This window comes from Vibrio sp. 10N.261.54.A5 (assembly GCF_041471145.1).
Lineage (GTDB): Bacteria > Pseudomonadota > Gammaproteobacteria > Enterobacterales > Vibrionaceae > Vibrio > Vibrio crassostreae_C.
The window spans coordinates 48,106-65,380 of sequence record NZ_JBFRNU010000057.1 but is presented as its reverse complement, the minus strand read 5'-3'; the positions used below and the strand labels follow the sequence as shown (position 1 = coordinate 65,380).

The following is a 17,275-nucleotide window of genomic DNA, read 5'->3' as shown; positions in this document are numbered from 1 at the left end:
CCTCCGAATAAGAGACCTTTGAGCGTTTCAATTGGGCAATCCTGCATAATTGCAGATATGCCAACGTTATAACGTATGACTAGCGCTCTAGCTGTGCGATCGACTCGATGCTGATCGCGTCATGACGCCAATATTCAATATCGCAATCAATCAAATCACCGTCTTGATTGTAATTAACACGCTCAACCACCATAGCAGGAGAACCAGAAGTCGCACGCAGAGCTTGCGCGGTTTCGCCAAGCAAAGACGTTGTGCTCACTCGATAACGGATCTTCTGATACACCACACCAAAGTGCTCACGGTAGATGTCCGTCAACGATTTAGACAAGTCATAATCAAGCAAATTAGGGAACAACTCTGGTCGAATGTAGTTGGTCACATACACAACGGGCCTGTCTTCAAGATAACGAACTCTGTCTACTCGATAAACGTCCGAAAAAGGTTGCAGCTCAAGAAGCCTAGTTGCTTCCTTGGTCGCTAAAATGCCTTTCGCCGCCACCAACTCTGTTTTCGGCTTACGATTCTGCGACAAAGCCATATTCGTGAAGTTCAGCGTTTGTGTTGGATCGTAGCGCAGTGGCGCTGGAGAGATAAACCAACCACGTCGGTCTTCTCGATAAATTCGTCCTTCCGCTTCAAGTGAAGACAAGGCTTCACGTAACGTAACTCGTGTTGTATCAAACGATTCAGCCAGTTTGCGCTCCGCAGGCAGCTTCTGTCGTGGTGTTAACATCCCCGACTCTATCTGCTCTACGATGACGTCTTTGATTTTTACGTACTGCACTTCATTTCCTTTTATTCTTGTTCTTGTCGTCAGCCATTCCTTGGCCAACTGCAATATAAAATGGTTCGCTAGCGTTTGCGCCAAGCTTGGGTGCGCTTCTCGAATAACTTGTTGATTAACATATGAATCAACTTCGCGCTCGCTGCCGATATCATGATCATCACCGCCATGGCAGCTGCTGCACCCGTTTGTCCCGCATCATCCATATTCAGTACTGAAACTGACGCAGGTATCGTATCGGTAGAATACAAGAATACTACCGCAGATGTCGTGGTAAGTGCATTAATAAACAGGTATGTCGCAATATCTAAAATCGCAGGCAGACAAACGGGTACCGTCACCTTAAAGAACAGCTTGTATTGCGGTAGGTTAACCGAAGCCGCCGTCGCTTCTATTTCCTCAGGCAGCTGTTTTAATGCGGTTAACGCTGTCATGTGGCCGACTGTGTAGTAGTGAACCACGGTATTAATCACCAAGAACGCCATCGTGCCATACAAGAAGTTGAGTGGGTTACTCAAATCATTAAAGTAGAAGATATACCCCAAACCCAACACCATACCCGGAACGGCCATCGGAACCACACTGAGCATTTGCATTGCTTGACGAACAGGACCAAATGCTCTGCCCTTCTCAATGCAGTACGCGCCTAAGAAAATCAATACGGTACCGATGATCGCAGTCCAAGCGCCGAGGGTTAAAGAGTTGAAAAATGGCGTCCAACCATAAGTACTCATCTCTGCGAAGTTATAGTTATTTAGCGTTAGCGTTTTATTCCAAGGCCAGAAAGTGACCATAGATCCGTATATCGCCATGCCTAGCACAATAACAACAGCCACTGAAATTACGGTGCAATAGAGTAAACACACGCCATCACGTAGAGTGTTTGGCTCTGGTTGGTAAGCGACGGAGCGAGTATCAAACAAGCTCTTTTGTTTCTTTTGAACCCAGCGGTCAACGGTAAACGCAAGCAACGCAGGCAATAGCAATAGGATGCTAGTCACCGCGCCCATAGAGAAATTCTGTTGCCCTACTACCTGCTTAAAGATATCGGTAGACAGAACGTTGTAGCTACCACCAATCACCTTTGGCACACCAAAATCACAAACCACCAGCGTAAACACAACGATCAAGGTACTTATCAAACCGTATTTTGCCGCAGGTAACGTCACCATGAAGAAGGTTTTTAGCGATGAAGTATTGAGTGCACGTGCCGCCTCATAAAGACGAGCGTCAGAGGTTCTCAATGAAGTAGTTAAAATCATTAAGGCATGTGGAAACGTCCAGAATATCAAGCCCAGTGAGATACCAATCAAGCCGTACACCGAATTGCCACCCAAGACTTCTTTTGCGATACCTTGGTTGCCAAATAAGAAGATCAAACTGATTGCAGGAAGCAGTGACGGAGCAAGAATAGGCGCAGAACCCAGTACTTGAAAAAGTCCCTTAAAAGGCATGCATGAACGAGTTAACGCATAGGCATAACCAAACGCCAAGAAGCCCACGACAACGGTCACTAACAACCCGAGCGTGAAGGTATTGCCTACCGACTGCCATAGGCTTTGAGACGCAAAATACGTAGCGAAATTCTGTAAACCTACAAATTCACCGTCTGCGTTCTGAACACTCTTTTTCAACATTGCCCACAGTGGCATCAGGATAAACAACGTCATGACCACAGACAAAAAGGCCAGCAGCCCAAATAGAATCACGTTGTCTTTGCTTAACCGAGCCAGAAAAGGTTGTACTCGTCGTTGAACTAGCAGCTTAGATTGCATCATTTGAGTCGATTCCATGATTATTTACGCCGCCTCGTCTTTCATCACTTGCAGGCTTTTCGATGGGTAAGCTCTCAGGCCTTCTTGGTCAAACGCCACATAACGAATATCACTGCGACGCAGCTTCAATCGGTTGAACTCTTTGACTGATACATCAACGATGATCTCTTTCGCCATTGAGTCATGTTGCAATTGACATTCAACACGATAAAACGCCCCTAAGAATTCGCTTGATACGATTCTCACGGGTAATGACTCACTAAAACGATCCACAAACTGGATTTGCTCTGGACGAACGGCAACATCGAAAACATCACCAAGTTTTGGCGTGAGGTTATCTAAACCCGGCAACGGTAACATCGACTCAGCAATACGTATCTTGCCTTGCGCTGCGACAGAAGCTTGAATGAAGTTCATGCTGCCAACAAACTCAGCCACAAAACGACTGACAGGTTTTTGGTAGATCTCTTGTGGAGCACCGACCTGCTCGATAACACCATGATTCATCACGACAATACGGTCGGCCATCGTTAGGGCTTCATCTTGGTCGTGCGTCACCATAATAGTGGTGATACCCAGCTTACGTTGCAGTTGGCAGATCTCGTCACGCAGATGTGTTCTTACCTTCGCATCCAACGCAGAAAGAGGCTCATCGAGTAGCAACAAGCCTGGAGACAACGCTAACGCGCGAGCCAAAGCAACACGCTGCTGTTGTCCGCCAGACAGTTGATTCGGATACTTTTGGCCGGACGTTGGTAAACCAATCGTCTCTAACCAAGACTCAACCGTCTCAAGGGCTTCTTTGGTCGACATGCCTTGGTTTTTTAGACCAATCGCAATGTTTTCTTCCACAGTGAGATTTGGAAACAAAGCGTAAGATTGGAACACGATGCCAAAGTCGCGCTTTTCTGGTGGCAAGAAGGTCGTATCATTACCGTTCTGCTCAATAGAACCTGACGTTGGTAAGTCTAGGCCTGCAATCGCACGTAATAAGGTGGTTTTTCCACAGCCAGATGGGCCAAGGAAGCAGACGAACTCGCCTTTATCTATCGATAGGGAGATGTCTTTTAACGCTGTAAATTGGCCAAATTGCTTTACAACGTTTTCAATATTCAAATAAGTTTGGTTGCTCATACTACAGCACTCTCTATATGGTATATACCAAATTTATACTGAGAATATTGCAGTTGAGTGACAAATTTATAGAAGCTAAATGACAGTTATATTGCAGATATAATAAGCATTAAAAATTGCTATTTGTTCAACATTGAAAGTTAGTTCAACGTTGAAAGCCCTCAGTGACTTGCCCATAAATCACTGAGAGCCTCAATGTAAACTTCTAATTTAAACGCTAGATTAATCTATGATTCAACCTTGTCGGCTTTGCCCGCCGCACCTGCGAGTTTGGATAACTGTTTATCTAGCCACAATGGCGTGCTACCCGAATCTTCCGCGTTCTCTTTTCTTCGTACCGCATCACGCACTATCATCGCACCTACCCAACGGAATGGCTCTGGCGGGAAGTGTCCTAGCGGGCCTTTGGTTAAACCGCTTCGTGTCCAAGCATTGTCGATATCGAGTACCATGGCTGACAAAATCTTCCCGCCCATACGGGTTTGAGCCACACCATTACCTGAGTAACCAAGCCCATAATAGATATTGCTTTGGCCTTTTAGATTACCGAAAAATGGCAGACCGGTGACCGAACGATCTGAGCCTCCTGACCAGTTGTAATCGAATTCACTTTGTTCCAATTTAGGGAACAGTTTTTGAAACGATTGATTGAGAATCGGCAGGTAGTTGGTCGTTTGGTTAAACATGCTTTCAACTTGATTGGCAAACGAGAACTTATTACCGCCTTTACCCAACATGAGTCGTCCATCTTGGGTGTCACGGTAGTAGTGGACAAAAATACGCGAATCCACCACCGCCGCCCCTTTCTCTGGGCCAAACTGCTTGAGCTTTTCTGGAATAGGCTTGGTCACCACCATATCTGAAGAGACAACCACTATGCTGCGTTTGAACTCTCTAAAGTGATCGAGCATCCATGCGTTGAGTGCCAAGATCACTTTGTCTGCAAACACAGCTCCGCCCTTAGTCTGGATACGAGCTGGGAAGCCGTAATCAAGAGAAGCCATCTCTGTATTTTCGTAAATTTCGACACCCAGTTCGAGAGCAACTCTGCGCAAACCTCTAGCCAATAACGCTGGCTGCACACTGCCCGCAGCTTCTGAGTAGTAACCCTCAATGTGGCGATCAGATCCCGCTTTCTCGGCCAAAGAATTGTCACACTTCTTCCAGCTATTAATACCCTGCTTAACCAGCTCATTAACGACAGGCTCCATTCCACCCTTTTGAGCTTCATTGGTCGCCGTGTAGTAAGTTCCGTTTCGATATAGATGCGCGTCAATCTTGTGTTCGTTACAGAAGGCTTCGATCTCGTATATGACCTTTTCTGATTCCTTAACCAACCATTTCGCTTGTTCTTTTCCGTAGAGCTTTTTCAGCGTCGGATACTTAGTTAACCACGTCAGCATGCAACCGCCGTTCGCACCAGAAGCACCGCTACCACATAGGCCTTTTTCAATCACGACAACATGCTTTTCGGGTTGCTGTTGTTTGATTAAAATCGCCGTCCATAAACCCGTATAGCCACCGCCAACAATGGCGATATCACAGTTAACGTCTTTTTGAAGCGGTTTAGAGGACTCTAGCCCCACCTTGATGCTACCAAATTCCTGCTCCAATGCTTGCTTGAACCAATATGAGTAGTGCTTTTTCATTTGTTGTACCTTACTAAAGACGTAAAACTAAAAAAGGAAGACCGAAGCCTTCCTTTACTGATCTCTAACTTCTAATGAGCTGCATATCTAATGACTACGTGTCTAATAAGCCAAATATCTAATAAACCATGTGTCTAATAAGCTCGGTAGATAATTAACCAAGGAGCTCATGAACTAAAAAGCTCAGCAGATTAAGATTTTGGCTCTGATTTAGCGTCAAACTTCTCAGACCATGTTTTAAGAACGTCTGCACGTTCACTGCCCATGCGAGCGAAGTCCATTTTTGCCATGTTCTTTTCTACATTAGGGAAGTTCTCTGCTTTGCCTGTCACATCTTGGTGACCAACAACTGGGTACATTTCGATGTAAAGCTCATTTGCCGCTTTAGAAATAGACCAATCGATAACACGTTGTGCTGCATCAGAAGGCTTAACAAGGCCTACCGCTTCAGATTCCCAGCCGATGCCTTCAGGTGTAATCACTGAAAGTGGAGCGCCTTGAGTTTTCAGCTTAGCGCCACGGCTCGCCATAGAAATACCGATAGCGACTTCACCCATGCCCGCTTGAACACATGGCTTAGAACCAGAGTGCGTGTAGTGAGCAATGTTTTGGTCTAGCTTCTGCATGTAGTTCCAACCTTGGTCTTCACCCATGTTTTGTAACCAAGCCGAAACCTGCATGTAGCCCGTACCAGAAGATGCTGGGTTTGGCATAGCAATGTGGCCCTTGTAGATAGGTTTCGTTAGGTCATCCCAAGACTTAGGTGCCGGTAGGTTCAATTGCTTAGCGACCACTTCGTTGAAACAAACTGCATTGAAGAATGCATCATTACCGTACCAAGCTTGAGTAGACTGTGGGTCGTTAAGGTTAGCGCGTAATGCTTCTACACCTTGAGGCGTATAAGGTTTCAGGATGCCCTCTTCTTTAAGCAGTGCCATTGAAGAACCAGCAAGTCCCCAAACTACCTCTGCACGCGGGTTGTTTTTTTCGGCCAATAATTTTGCCGTCATGATCCCAGTTGAATCACGTACCCACTTGATGTTGATGTCTGGGTTTTCACTTTCAAATGCGTTCTTGTATTTCGCTAAAATGTCAGTTTCAAAAGCGGTATAAACCGTCACTTCCTGTGCTGCATAAGCATTACCAGCGAGTAGAGTTACTAACGCTGCAAGTGATCCTTTCATAAAACGGTTTTTCATCATTTTCTCCAGTCAGGCCCGATGCCAAGGTTAGAAGCTAGAAGCCCCATCAAGAGGCTTCTATGTCCATAAATTCATTTAGGTTGTTAACACACACCTTTGCACTGGTATGTACCAGATTTCGAGTATTAAGCTAACTAGCTTTTATGACGATTAAATGAACAAAAAATGGCAGTTTAAAGATCGGAAAATTGATCAGCACCAGTGACAAATTTGAATATGAAGCTTTTGTGAAAATAACGTTTGGGCTATTTACGACCGTTTAAATTGGTTGTTAAAGTAATCGCAAATACTGGTATAGTCCAAAACACAAATCACGAGAATTGAACATGAGAAACGAATACTTACTGCTGACACCGGGCCCTCTATCTACTTCTGAAACCGTTCGCCAAGCGATGCTAAAAGACTGGTGTACTTGGGATGATGAATACAACAAAGACGTTGTTGAAGTGATTCGTAGCAAGCTTGTTACTTTGGCGACTAAGCAGGCGGGATATACAAGTGTATTAATGCAAGGCAGCGGCACTGCTTCAGTTGAAGCAACAATCGGTAGCGTTATCTCTAACAGCGGTAAGCTTCTTGTGGTCGATAACGGTGCGTATGGTGCTCGTATTGCTCAAATCGCAGAATATTTAAACATTCCATGCCATGTCGTTTCCCCAGGTGAAACATCACAGCCTGACTTGAACAAAATGGAAACGGCATTGGCTATGGATTCAGATATTACTCACGTTGCGATTGTGCATTGTGAGACCACTACAGGTATGTTGAATCCAATCGAAGAGATTGCCAAATTGGCAAAACAGCACAACAAAACCGTCATTCTTGATGCGATGTCGAGTTTTGGCGGTATTCCTATGGATATTGCTGACTTAGGTATCGATTACATGATCAGCTCAGCAAACAAGTGCATTCAAGGTGTACCGGGGTTCGGCTTTGTTATTGCAAAGCAATCAGAACTGGAAAAGTGCAAAGGCCAAGCTCGCTCATTAAGCCTTGACCTGTTTGACCAGTGGCACTGCATGGAAAGCAACCATGGTAAATGGCGCTTCACCTCTCCGACTCATACAGTGCGCGCTTTCTACCAAGCTCTACTTGAATTGGAACATGAAGGCGGCATTAAAGCTCGTCACAATCGCTACCAAACCAACCAAACTACATTGGTTACTGGCATGCGTTCTCTAGGTTTTGAACCACTGCTTAATGATGACCTTCATTCACCTATCATCACCTCTTTCTACTCTCCAACTCATAGCGATTACCAATTCAAGGAATTCTATGACCGATTGAAAGAGCAAGGGTTTGTGATTTACCCGGGCAAGGTTTCAAACGCAGACTGCTTTCGAATCGGTAACATCGGTGAAGTTTACCCGTCAGACATTGAAGCTCTCATTGGCGCAGTGAAAAACGCTATGTACTGGGACATCAAATAATGACGACGACCAATCCAGAACCAGTTCTGAAGGCGACGCACTTTCGAAGCGAAGGCGATGTGAACACTACACCAGCGCGTGAGAAATGGAACGAGTCGCTAAACGATGATGCAACTCAAGCGATGTTAAAACGTGACTCAGACGTGTTTCTTCATCAAGCGATGTCAACGCCATGCCTAGACACACTTACAGCCGCTGAAGGCATCTACATTCAAGATGCGACGGGCAAGAAGTACATGGACTTTCACGGCAATAATGTTCACCAGCTAGGTTATGGTCACCCACACATCATCAATAAAGTGACTCAGCAAATGGCGTCATTACCGTTTTCACCACGTCGCTTCACCAATGAGACTGCCGTTCAGTGCGCTGAAAAACTCACACAGATCTGCGGTGGTGATTTGAATCGCGTGTTGTTTGCTCCCGGTGGCACATCAGTGATCGGCATGGCGCTAAAACTTGCTCGACATGTCACCAACAATTTCAAAGTAGTGTCTTTGTGGGACTCATTCCATGGCGCGTCACTCGATGCAATTTCAGTAGGTGGCGAAGCGTGTTTCCGCGAAGGCATGGGGCCATTAATGGCTGGCGTAGAGCGCATTCCACCAGCGGTCTCTTATCGTGGTGCTTTCCCGCTTAATGACTCTTTATCGCTTCGCGGGCAAAACTCCGGCGATGCGAACGAGACCACATGTGATGTGCGTTATGCGGATTACCTAGAGTACGTGATTGAAAAAGAAGGCGGTATTGGAGCCTTCATTGCAGAAGCGGTTCGTAACACAGACGTTCAAGTGCCAAGTAAGGCTTATTGGAAGCGCATTCGTGAGATCTGTGACAAACACAACGTCATATTGATCATTGACGACATCCCAAATGGCATGGGTCGTAGCGGCGAATGGTTTACACACCAAGCGTTTGATATCGAACCTGACATTCTTTGTATCGGTAAAGGTTTTGGCGGAGGCTTAGTACCAATCGCAGCCATGGTCACTAAAGACAAATACAACACGGCAGCGCAAGTATCACTTGGTCACTACACCCACGAGAAAAGTCCTATTGGCTGCGCAGCGGCACTGGCTACGATGGAAGTGATTGAGCAAGAAAATCTACTTGAAAAAGTACAAGCGGACAGCGCATTCGTGCGTGAACAACTGCTTCAAATGAAAGAGAAATACCCAGTCATTGGTGACGTTCGCGGCATCGGTCTGCTTTGGGGAGTGGAATTGGTCACTGACCATATCACCAAAAACCGAGCGTTCGATGAAGCAGAAGCAGTACTTTACCAATGTCTGAACGATGGCCTGAGCTTTAAGGTTTCACAAGGTAACGTGATTCAATTGAGCCCACCATTGATCATCAGCCGTAGCGAGCTAGAAGTCGCTCTGTCTGTATTCGAAAAAGCGATAGCCAAAGTCTGCAAAGATTTTGAATACCTTTAATTCTCGAAATCAACATTTAAACCAATAACCTTAAACAACCATTTGTTTCCCAGAACTTTGAACTGGGAGTGACACAAAAATAGGACACTATTATGAACACGACATCACCTATCCAAGCGGTTATCTTTGACTGGGCCGGCACTATCGTTGATTTTGGGTCGTTTGCTCCAACTAGCATCTTCGTTGAAGCATTCAAACAAGGTTTCGACTTTGACATCGACTTAGCTGAAGCTCGTGAACCTATGGGTATCGGTAAATGGGATCACATCCAAGCGGTGGGTCGAATCCCTGCTGTTGACGCTCGTTGGAAAGCTCAGTTCGGACGCTCAATGACAAGTGAAGACGTTGACGCGATCTACGCGGCATTCATGCCTCTTCAAAAAGCGAAAGTAGCCGATCACGCAGCACCTATTTTGAATGCGATAGAAGTGGTCAATAACCTAAAAGAGAAGAACGTGAAGATCGGATCTTGTTCAGGTTACCCACGTGAAGTGATGGATGTGCTAATCCCTGCTGCTGCAGATTACGGTTACCACCCAGACAACATCGTAGCAACCGATGACCTACCTCAAGGCGGTCGCCCTGCTCCATTTATGGCACTTAAAAACGTAATCGATCTAGGTGTAACTAGCGTTGCTGCGTGTGTAAAAGTAGACGACGCAGCACCGGGGATCGATGAGGGTCACAACGCAGGTATGTGGACAGTAGGCCTTGTACTATCAGGTAACGAAGCAGGCTTAACGTATCAAGAATATTTAGATGCAGACGAGACAACACTTGCAGCTGCACGTGAAAAAGCAAGCGTTAAGCTAAACAAATCAAACCCACACTACCTAATCGATACCATTGCAGACCTACCAGGTGTCATTGCAGATATTGAAAAACGTTTGTTAGCTGGTGAGCGTCCGTAAACAAAGTCGAGCTATTACGTGATGTAAAACGTGAAAATACCGCTATAGCTTCAATTCAAATCCCTATCCAATCATGTACTCATTCGAGTTATACATATTGGGTGGGGATTTTTGTTTTATAAGCATGATAAAGCGCAAGTTTTTTACTTATTACCCGTAGCGCCACTGGTAAATAGACGAGGCTAGGCTATAGCTTAAACATAAACATAAACATAAACATTCCAACAAATGATAAAACCAACAATAAAGGCATCTTAAATATATAATATTTAACAATTTCATTGACTCCAATACGCAATCAGATTAACAATATAAGTACTGAGAAAGAAACAGGTTCACCTGAACCAACACCTTGATTTACTTATTATAAGCAGTGTCGTAACCCAATAAGTGATCGTTTTACTGGTAAGTTCAGATAAAAATAAGAGTTAATCCAAGGAAAAAATTATGAAAAAACTGTCAAAAATCATGTGTGCTGTTGTAGCCGCTTCAGGCCTAGCAGCAGCGCCTTCTATTGCTGCAACGACTTACGTGGGTGCAAAAGTGGGCGTGGGCTGGCTAGACAGCGCATGCGTAAGCGGTGAAAAGTGTGATGATGATGCAATTGGTGCAGGCATCTACTCTGGCTACAATTTTAATGACAAGTTTGGTATTGAGCTAAGCTCAGACTTCCTTGGCGACTACAAGACAAGCTTTTCAAAGAACGGCACAACAGCTGCGTTCAGCGATCCACTGATCGCAATCTCGCTAACTCCAATGTACCGCCTAGCAGTACAACAAGAGTTTGACGTATTCTTTAAAGCAGGTCCTGCTTACATTTCACACGGTGGCGAGGATGACGTCGTTCTTTCTGCTGGTATCGGTGTAGAGAAGCAACTATCTTCTGATTGGGCATTACGTGTTGAATACCAATACTTTGATGATTTCGACGACAACTACGTTCAAGACCTGAACTCGAACCTACTATCAGTTGGTGTTAGCTACAACTTCGGTACTGGCAACACAACAGCATCAGCGGCGGCTGCAACAGCTTCTGCAGTAGCAGTGACTCAAGCGCCATCTGAGCCAATCACAGAACCAGCAGTTGTTGTTGAAGAGAAGACAACCGTGGTTGTTACTAAAGCGCAAACTGAGAGCTTCTCTCAAGGTATGTTTGAGACAAACAGTACTGAACTGTCTACAGATGGTAAAATTGCATTAATGCCATTAGTTGAAGTACTTAAAGCTCACCCTCAATCATCAGTTGATGTTGTTGGTCACACCGACTCAACAGGTGCAGCTGAGTATAATCTAATGATCTCTAAGAAACGTGCTGCTGCTGTAGCCGCATACATCGAAGAGCAAGGCATTGAAGCAGACCGTATTACAGCGTCAGGTGAAGGCGAAGAGAATCCAATTGCATCAAACGCTACAGCTGAAGGTCGTGCTCAAAACCGTCGTGTTGACGCAACGATCCCTGGTTTTGAATACCAAGAAGAAGTACAAGTTGAAGAAGTTATCGTAGAAACTGCTGAATAACAGCACTCTACCTTAGCCGAAATAATAAGGGCGGAGCACTCAAAGTGCTCCGCCCTTTTCTGTATCTGTCTTTACTAATAAGCCGTAAGCCGAAAAGTACCGGCCCCAAGCTAGGCTGTACAAACCGAAAACTAAACGATTTCCCAGCTGTGAGTCATTTCTACGCCAGCACCTAACATTAGACATACTGAACAGTATTTTTCTAACGAATCAGCACATACTTTAGCCACTAACTCAGGATCTAGGTTGTCACCAGACACTTCAAAGTGAATGTTAATCACAGTAAAGATTTTTGGCGCTGTTTCACGACGTTTGGTTTCAAGCTTTGCATTGCAACCAGTGATGCTTTGACCCGCAGATTTCAAACCGTCCACTACATCAACAGAGCTACAGCCACCAGCAGCCATTAACACCATTTCCATCGGGCTTGGCGCAGTAGCACCGCCGCTTCCATCCATAACAATAGAATGGCCTGATTGAGATTGACCGAGGAATTTAAAGCCTTCGACCCATTTAACTTCTGCTTGCATGTTGTTCCTTAGATGTACGAAAACGTCATCATTATTTGGTATTTTATATCAATGCCTACACCCTACTACTGGCGGCATTTATGAGCAAGATTTTCTATTTGAGATATTTTTTTCATGAATAGTGTAATTTTTTCCATCTAAAACCTGTCTCTATTCGTACATTCAAAATCGAATGAGAAAAACGTCAAGATGAGGTATCTATGAATAAATTATCTAAAATATTGGTATCACTCGTGGTTACACTACCACTGATTTCGCTGTTTGTAAGCCAGACTGGCACTGCCAATACAATGGATAAAACGGCTAGTTCAGGTAAAACTGAAATCGCGACACTGGCTGGTGGTTGTTTTTGGTGTACAGAATCCGATCTAGAAAAACTGACAGGCGTGACCGACGTTATCTCTGGATACTCTGGTGGTGAACTGGAAAACCCAACCTACAAACAGGTCTCTTCGGGTAAGTCAGGTCACATCGAAGTGATCAACGTGACCTATAACCCTGATGTGGTTAGCTACGAACAGGTTCTTGACCAATTCTTCCGACACATCGACCCAACCGATGACAAAGGTTCTTTTGTAGACCGAGGCCGTCATTATCGACCAGCTATTTTCTATCATAACCAAGCACAAAAAGATGTTGCTCAGAACTTCATGATGGAAATCGACAAAGCTAATATCTTTGGCGAACCACTAAAAACAGAACTGATTGAATTTGAAAAATTCTGGCCAGCGGAAGACTATCACCAAGACTATTACAAGAAGAGTAAAGTTCGTTATAACTACTACCGCTATGCTTCTGGCCGCGATCAGTACCTAGATAAAATCTTCGGTGATGATAGAAAGGACAACCCTAAAACACTACGTCAGATCATCGACAGTAAGAATGCGACAGCCAATGCTAAAACCTACGTTAAGCCGTCTGACGCGGAGATCAAAGCCAAGCTAACGGCACTTCAGTACGATGTAACGCAAGATGACGCTACTGAGCGCCCATTTGACAACAAATACTGGGATAACAAAGAGGAAGGTATTTATGTTGATATCGTTACCGGTGAGCCTTTGTTCTCATCAAAAGACAAATACAAATCAGGTACGGGTTGGCCGAGCTTCACCCAACCAATCAGCGAAGCTTATGTCGTTACAACTACTGACTACAAGCTGCTTTACCCAAGAACAGAGGTTCGAAGTAAGTTTGGCGATTCCCACCTAGGGCATGTATTCAAAGATGGTCCAAAACCAACAGGGTTACGTTACTGCATGAACTCAGCCGCAATGCGCTTTATCCCTGCGGATAAATTAGCAGAAGAAGGCTATGAGGAATACGTTGAGATGTTTGAGGGATAGGCATTCAGCAATTAACGATCAGCCTATGACAACAAAGCCAGCATATCGCTAGCTTTGTTTTTATTTACAGAGCTTTATTTATCAGCCCGTGGACCTAATTAACCCGTTAACACCGTGTCTTCAGGGTATTTCAACAAGGAAGGTTCTGGACGAGCTAGCATATAAGCCAAGGTCAGGGGGCCGATACGTCCAATCACCATAACCACAATCATGATGTATTTACCTGGCTCAGTCAGGTTTGCGGTTAAGCCAGCTGTTAAACCAACCGTTGCAAAGGCAGAAATCACCTCAAACATGACTCGATCAAACGCTGCCTTTTCAGTAAGCATTAACAAAAACATCGCGGTGGTTAATAACGCCCCACTTACCACAATAATGGCCAATGACTTTGTTACCGCTTGCCAAGTCACAGTGCGCTTAAACATCACCACGTGCTTTTTCTGACGGAGGAAGGTCCACGTTGCGACAAAGGCTACTGCAAAGGTCGAAACCTTAATACCACCACCTGTTGAGGTAGAACCTGCACCAATCAACATCAGTACAATCATTACCAGCAACGCAGGCTGTGTGTACTGAGACAAATCCACACTATTAAAGCCAGCAGTACGAGCACTTGCCGACTGAAAAAATGCGGCTAGCCACTGTCCTTGAGTCGATAACCCTTCCATGGTTGCTGAGTTATTTCTTTCTAGCAGCCAGAACAATACCGTACCTACCAACAATAGAGTCGGAGTGGCGGTTAGCATAATCTTGGTGTGTAAATGAAGATGTCGAAAACCTTTACGCCAGTTACTCGATAGGTCGCCGACGACTGTGAAGCCTAGCCCACCGAAAATAAACAAGCCAGCTAAGGTGAAGATCACCAGCGGATCATCAACAAAACTCATCATACTGTCTGAAAACAGTGCAAAACCTGCGTTATTGAATGCAGATATCGCATGAAATAGAGCATAAAAACTGCCCGTTGACCATCCCATCTCAGGTACCCAGCGGAAGCAGAGCAATACAAAACCGATAAATTCAGCCACTAATGCAAAGATGATGATCTTCTTAACCAATTTACGAAGGTTAATCTTACGATCTTGGCCAAGCGCTTCTTTCGCGAGTGCTTGTTGTTTAAGGCTTAACCTAACACCGAACATGTAAAGCAGTACCGCAGATAGAGTCATCTGCCCTAACCCGCCGACTTGCATCAAGAACATCAGTAAGATTTTACCCGCCAAGGTGAAATGCTCACCGGTATCGACAACACCTAATCCTGTCACACTGATCGCCGAGGTTGCTGTAAACAGTGCATCCGTAAAACTTAGGCCTGTCACAGAGAATACAGGCATCGTCAACAATATTGCAGAGGGGATAAGTACGCCTAAGAAGCTCGTAAGGATAATCTTAGGTTCAGAGCCTTTACGTGGCTTTTTATCACTCTTAAGCGTGTAGAAAGTACCTTTTCGTTTTAACGAATTCATACTGTTACCTTATTGCCAATTACCAATTGCGTAGCTTTCTAGATAAGGTCTCTTTCGGCCCAGCGATGATCACCACATCCCCAATTTCTAAACTCACATCCAGTTCTGGAGCTTTAGTTAGGTTCGGTCCTCGCTTGAAGCCAAGTACTTCAACACCATTTTCTTTACACAGCTTAAGGTCGCCAAGTTTCTTACCCAACAAATTAGAACCAATAACAATCTCCGTCATCGCTAAACCGCTGCCAAGATCGATAAACTCAAGAACGCGTCTATCCAGTATCTTACGAGCAACACGAATACCCATATCGCGCTCGGGCATGATGATATGGTCAGCACCAATCTTAGAGAGGATCTTGCCGTGGAACTTATCATTCGCCTTAACCCAGACTGCTTTTGCTCCAGATTCTTTCACCACCAAAGTCGTTAGAATGCTTGAGTTAACGTCAGAGCCTATCGACACCATCACCATATCGTAATCATCGAGTCTTAACTCTTTCACCGTCTCTTCGCTCGTGCAGTTCGCAACAATCGCTTGTGAAACAAAAGCCGCTGCTTCTTTCACTCGCTCTTCATCAATATCGACGGCCAGTACCTGTGCCCCTGAACTTTGTAGCTCTTTGCAAACAGACAGACCAAATCGCCCTAAACCGATAACTGCATATTGTTTGTCGCTCATTTGAAATCCTGTTTAGAAATTTTAATTACACGGGATAGCCAAACCTACATTAGTTTCTATCTCAAAAAAAGTTAGTTCTGCAAGAATAAGGTTATACTATTGTCATAATCGCTTGATTTATAAAGGTAGAGAACAACTCGAGTTTCTGCTAATTTCCAATTCATAATTTCTGCGGCAGCACACACAATGAATGAATTCATAACCCAAGTACAAACCTACATCAACCAGAGCCATAGTGATTGGGCAAACAGCGTCCTATTCATCACTATTGCGAGTTTTCTCGCTTGGGTAGCTTGGCGAATTATCCATAATCGCTTAGAAATTCTGGTTCAGAAAACCCCATTCCACTGGGACGATCTACTGCTAGAAGCACTAAAAACCCCTGTCAGCACATTACTTTGGTGTTGGCCTGCTACAGTCTCTATCGGGCTAATACTTCAAGACCAGTTTGGCAATGAAATCAATTGGTTAAAAACGCTTAAACACATATTGATTATCTGTACATTCGTTTGGTTTACCTTACGAATGATCACTAACACTGAAGCCTATGTCTTAGAGCAAAAAACCAGAGACGAAACCACTGTACAAGCGATAGCGAAAGTCGCTCGCTTGTTCTTTATGGTCATGGGCGGCCTGACAATCATGCAAGCGTTTGGACTCAGCCTATCAGGCTTACTCACCTTTGGTGGTGTTGGTGGCTTGATCGTCGGTTTAGCGGCTAAGGACTTACTGTCGAATTTCTTCGGTGGCATGATGATTTACTTCGACCGCCCTTTTAAAGTCGGTGATTGGATACGTTCTCCCGATCGTCAAATCGAAGGCACTGTCGAACGCATTGGTTGGCGCATGACGATCATCCGCACTTTTGATAAGCGTCCTTTGTACGTGCCAAATTCGGTGTTCAGTAGTATTGTGGTAGAGAATCCATCGAGAATGTTGAATCGTAGAATCAATGAAACCTTTGGTCTTCGTTATCAAGATGCAGACAAATTGGCGCTCATTGTTGATGATGTAAGAACCATGCTCGAGACCCACCCAGATATTGATGCCAAACAGACGTTGATCGTTAACTTTGACAAATTTGGGCCATCAACGCTCAACTTCTTTATCTATACCTTCACAAAAACAGTCAACTGGATCAGGTACCACAAAGTGAAGCAAGACGTTCTGTTACAGGTTCTGGCGATTATTCATAAACACAATGCAGACATCGCGTTCCCAACACAGACACTCAAGATTGACCCTCAAGACTTTTCTAATGTTCAAGATCATAACAGCGTTCAAAGCCTAGGTGATAATCAGAATATTAGCGATCCCAAAGACATGTTGAACTCCCCTACGGAAGGTCATCGATAGTCATATCCTTCTTGGTTATCGATAAGTAATAAGCGTGAAGCGTGGTAATATGATGGCAGTAT

At 44.6% G+C, this 17,275-nt stretch carries 14 protein-coding genes; 6 read left to right on the top strand and 8 right to left on the bottom strand.

All coding sequences use genetic code 11. From position 1 onward, the window contains the following. Window positions 1–79: 79 nt before the first annotated feature. The 5 genes from phnR to AB4329_RS17740 all read right to left on the bottom strand — a co-directional run bounded on the left by phnR (window position 80) and on the right by AB4329_RS17740 (window position 6,544). On the bottom strand, window positions 80–784 hold the full coding sequence (phnR, locus tag AB4329_RS17760; RefSeq protein ID WP_017064815.1) for a phosphonate utilization transcriptional regulator PhnR: 705 nt from the start codon (window positions 782–784) through the stop codon (window positions 80–82). Between the two features lie 68 nt (window positions 785–852). After that, window positions 853–2,562: a putative 2-aminoethylphosphonate ABC transporter permease subunit gene (locus tag AB4329_RS17755; protein ID WP_372138934.1), complete on the bottom strand. Its 1,710-nt coding sequence runs from the start codon at window positions 2,560–2,562 to the stop codon at window positions 853–855. A gap of 21 nt (window positions 2,563–2,583) precedes the next feature. Then, window positions 2,584–3,693: a putative 2-aminoethylphosphonate ABC transporter ATP-binding protein gene (locus tag AB4329_RS17750; RefSeq protein WP_372138933.1), complete on the bottom strand. Its 1,110-nt coding sequence runs from the start codon at window positions 3,691–3,693 to the stop codon at window positions 2,584–2,586. 227 nt (window positions 3,694–3,920) lie between these two features. After that, the gene (locus AB4329_RS17745) at window positions 3,921–5,342 is read right to left on the bottom strand and encodes an FAD-dependent oxidoreductase (RefSeq protein WP_372138931.1); all 1,422 of its coding nucleotides are present in this window, start codon (window positions 5,340–5,342) and stop codon (window positions 3,921–3,923) included. A 191-nt stretch (window positions 5,343–5,533) separates the two neighbouring features. Continuing rightward, on the bottom strand, window positions 5,534–6,544 hold the full coding sequence (locus tag AB4329_RS17740) for a putative 2-aminoethylphosphonate ABC transporter substrate-binding protein (protein WP_017104203.1): 1,011 nt from the start codon (window positions 6,542–6,544) through the stop codon (window positions 5,534–5,536). A gap of 326 nt (window positions 6,545–6,870) precedes the next feature. Here AB4329_RS17740 and phnW point away from each other — a divergent pair, with 326 nt between their 5' ends. From phnW to AB4329_RS17720, 4 genes are all read left to right on the top strand, one after another. Continuing rightward, a complete protein-coding gene (gene phnW / locus AB4329_RS17735) occupies window positions 6,871–7,974 on the top strand; it encodes a 2-aminoethylphosphonate--pyruvate transaminase (protein WP_372138929.1) in 1,104 nt (367 codons plus the stop codon). After that, the gene (locus AB4329_RS17730) at window positions 7,974–9,413 is read left to right on the top strand and encodes an aspartate aminotransferase family protein (protein WP_372138927.1); all 1,440 of its coding nucleotides are present in this window, start codon (window positions 7,974–7,976) and stop codon (window positions 9,411–9,413) included. The genes phnW and AB4329_RS17730 overlap by 1 nt, the downstream gene beginning before the upstream one ends. Before the next feature lie 92 nt (window positions 9,414–9,505). Beyond that, window positions 9,506–10,324 (top strand): phosphonoacetaldehyde hydrolase, encoded by an 819-nt coding sequence (phnX, locus tag AB4329_RS17725; RefSeq protein WP_372138925.1) that lies wholly within the window; start codon window positions 9,506–9,508, stop codon window positions 10,322–10,324. 447 nt (window positions 10,325–10,771) lie between these two features. Further along, entirely contained in the window at window positions 10,772–11,842 is a 1,071-nt protein-coding gene (locus tag AB4329_RS17720; RefSeq protein WP_065584561.1) for an OmpA family protein, read from the top strand. Between the two features lie 131 nt (window positions 11,843–11,973). Here the strand turns inward: AB4329_RS17720 and AB4329_RS17715 are convergent, their stop codons facing one another. After that, window positions 11,974–12,372 (bottom strand): OsmC family protein, encoded by a 399-nt coding sequence (locus tag AB4329_RS17715; protein ID WP_102321397.1) that lies wholly within the window; start codon window positions 12,370–12,372, stop codon window positions 11,974–11,976. 200 nt (window positions 12,373–12,572) lie between these two features. Between AB4329_RS17715 and msrB the strand changes: the two genes are divergently transcribed. Continuing rightward, window positions 12,573–13,715 carry a peptide-methionine (R)-S-oxide reductase MsrB gene (gene msrB, locus AB4329_RS17710; protein WP_372138923.1) on the top strand — a complete coding sequence of 381 codons (1,143 nt, stop codon included), beginning with the start codon at window positions 12,573–12,575 and terminating at the stop codon, window positions 13,713–13,715. Between the two features lie 98 nt (window positions 13,716–13,813). On the opposite strand, the gene AB4329_RS17705 is transcribed toward msrB, so the two are convergent. After that, window positions 13,814–15,181 (bottom strand): TrkH family potassium uptake protein, encoded by a 1,368-nt coding sequence (locus tag AB4329_RS17705; protein ID WP_017065604.1) that lies wholly within the window; start codon window positions 15,179–15,181, stop codon window positions 13,814–13,816. 19 nt (window positions 15,182–15,200) lie between these two features. Further along, window positions 15,201–15,857: a TrkA family potassium uptake protein gene (locus tag AB4329_RS17700; protein WP_102321400.1), complete on the bottom strand. Its 657-nt coding sequence runs from the start codon at window positions 15,855–15,857 to the stop codon at window positions 15,201–15,203. A gap of 186 nt (window positions 15,858–16,043) precedes the next feature. Between AB4329_RS17700 and AB4329_RS17695 the strand changes: the two genes are divergently transcribed. Beyond that, a complete protein-coding gene (locus AB4329_RS17695) occupies window positions 16,044–17,213 on the top strand; it encodes a mechanosensitive ion channel family protein (protein WP_017061743.1) in 1,170 nt (389 codons plus the stop codon). The last annotated feature ends 62 nt before the right edge of the window (window positions 17,214–17,275 follow it).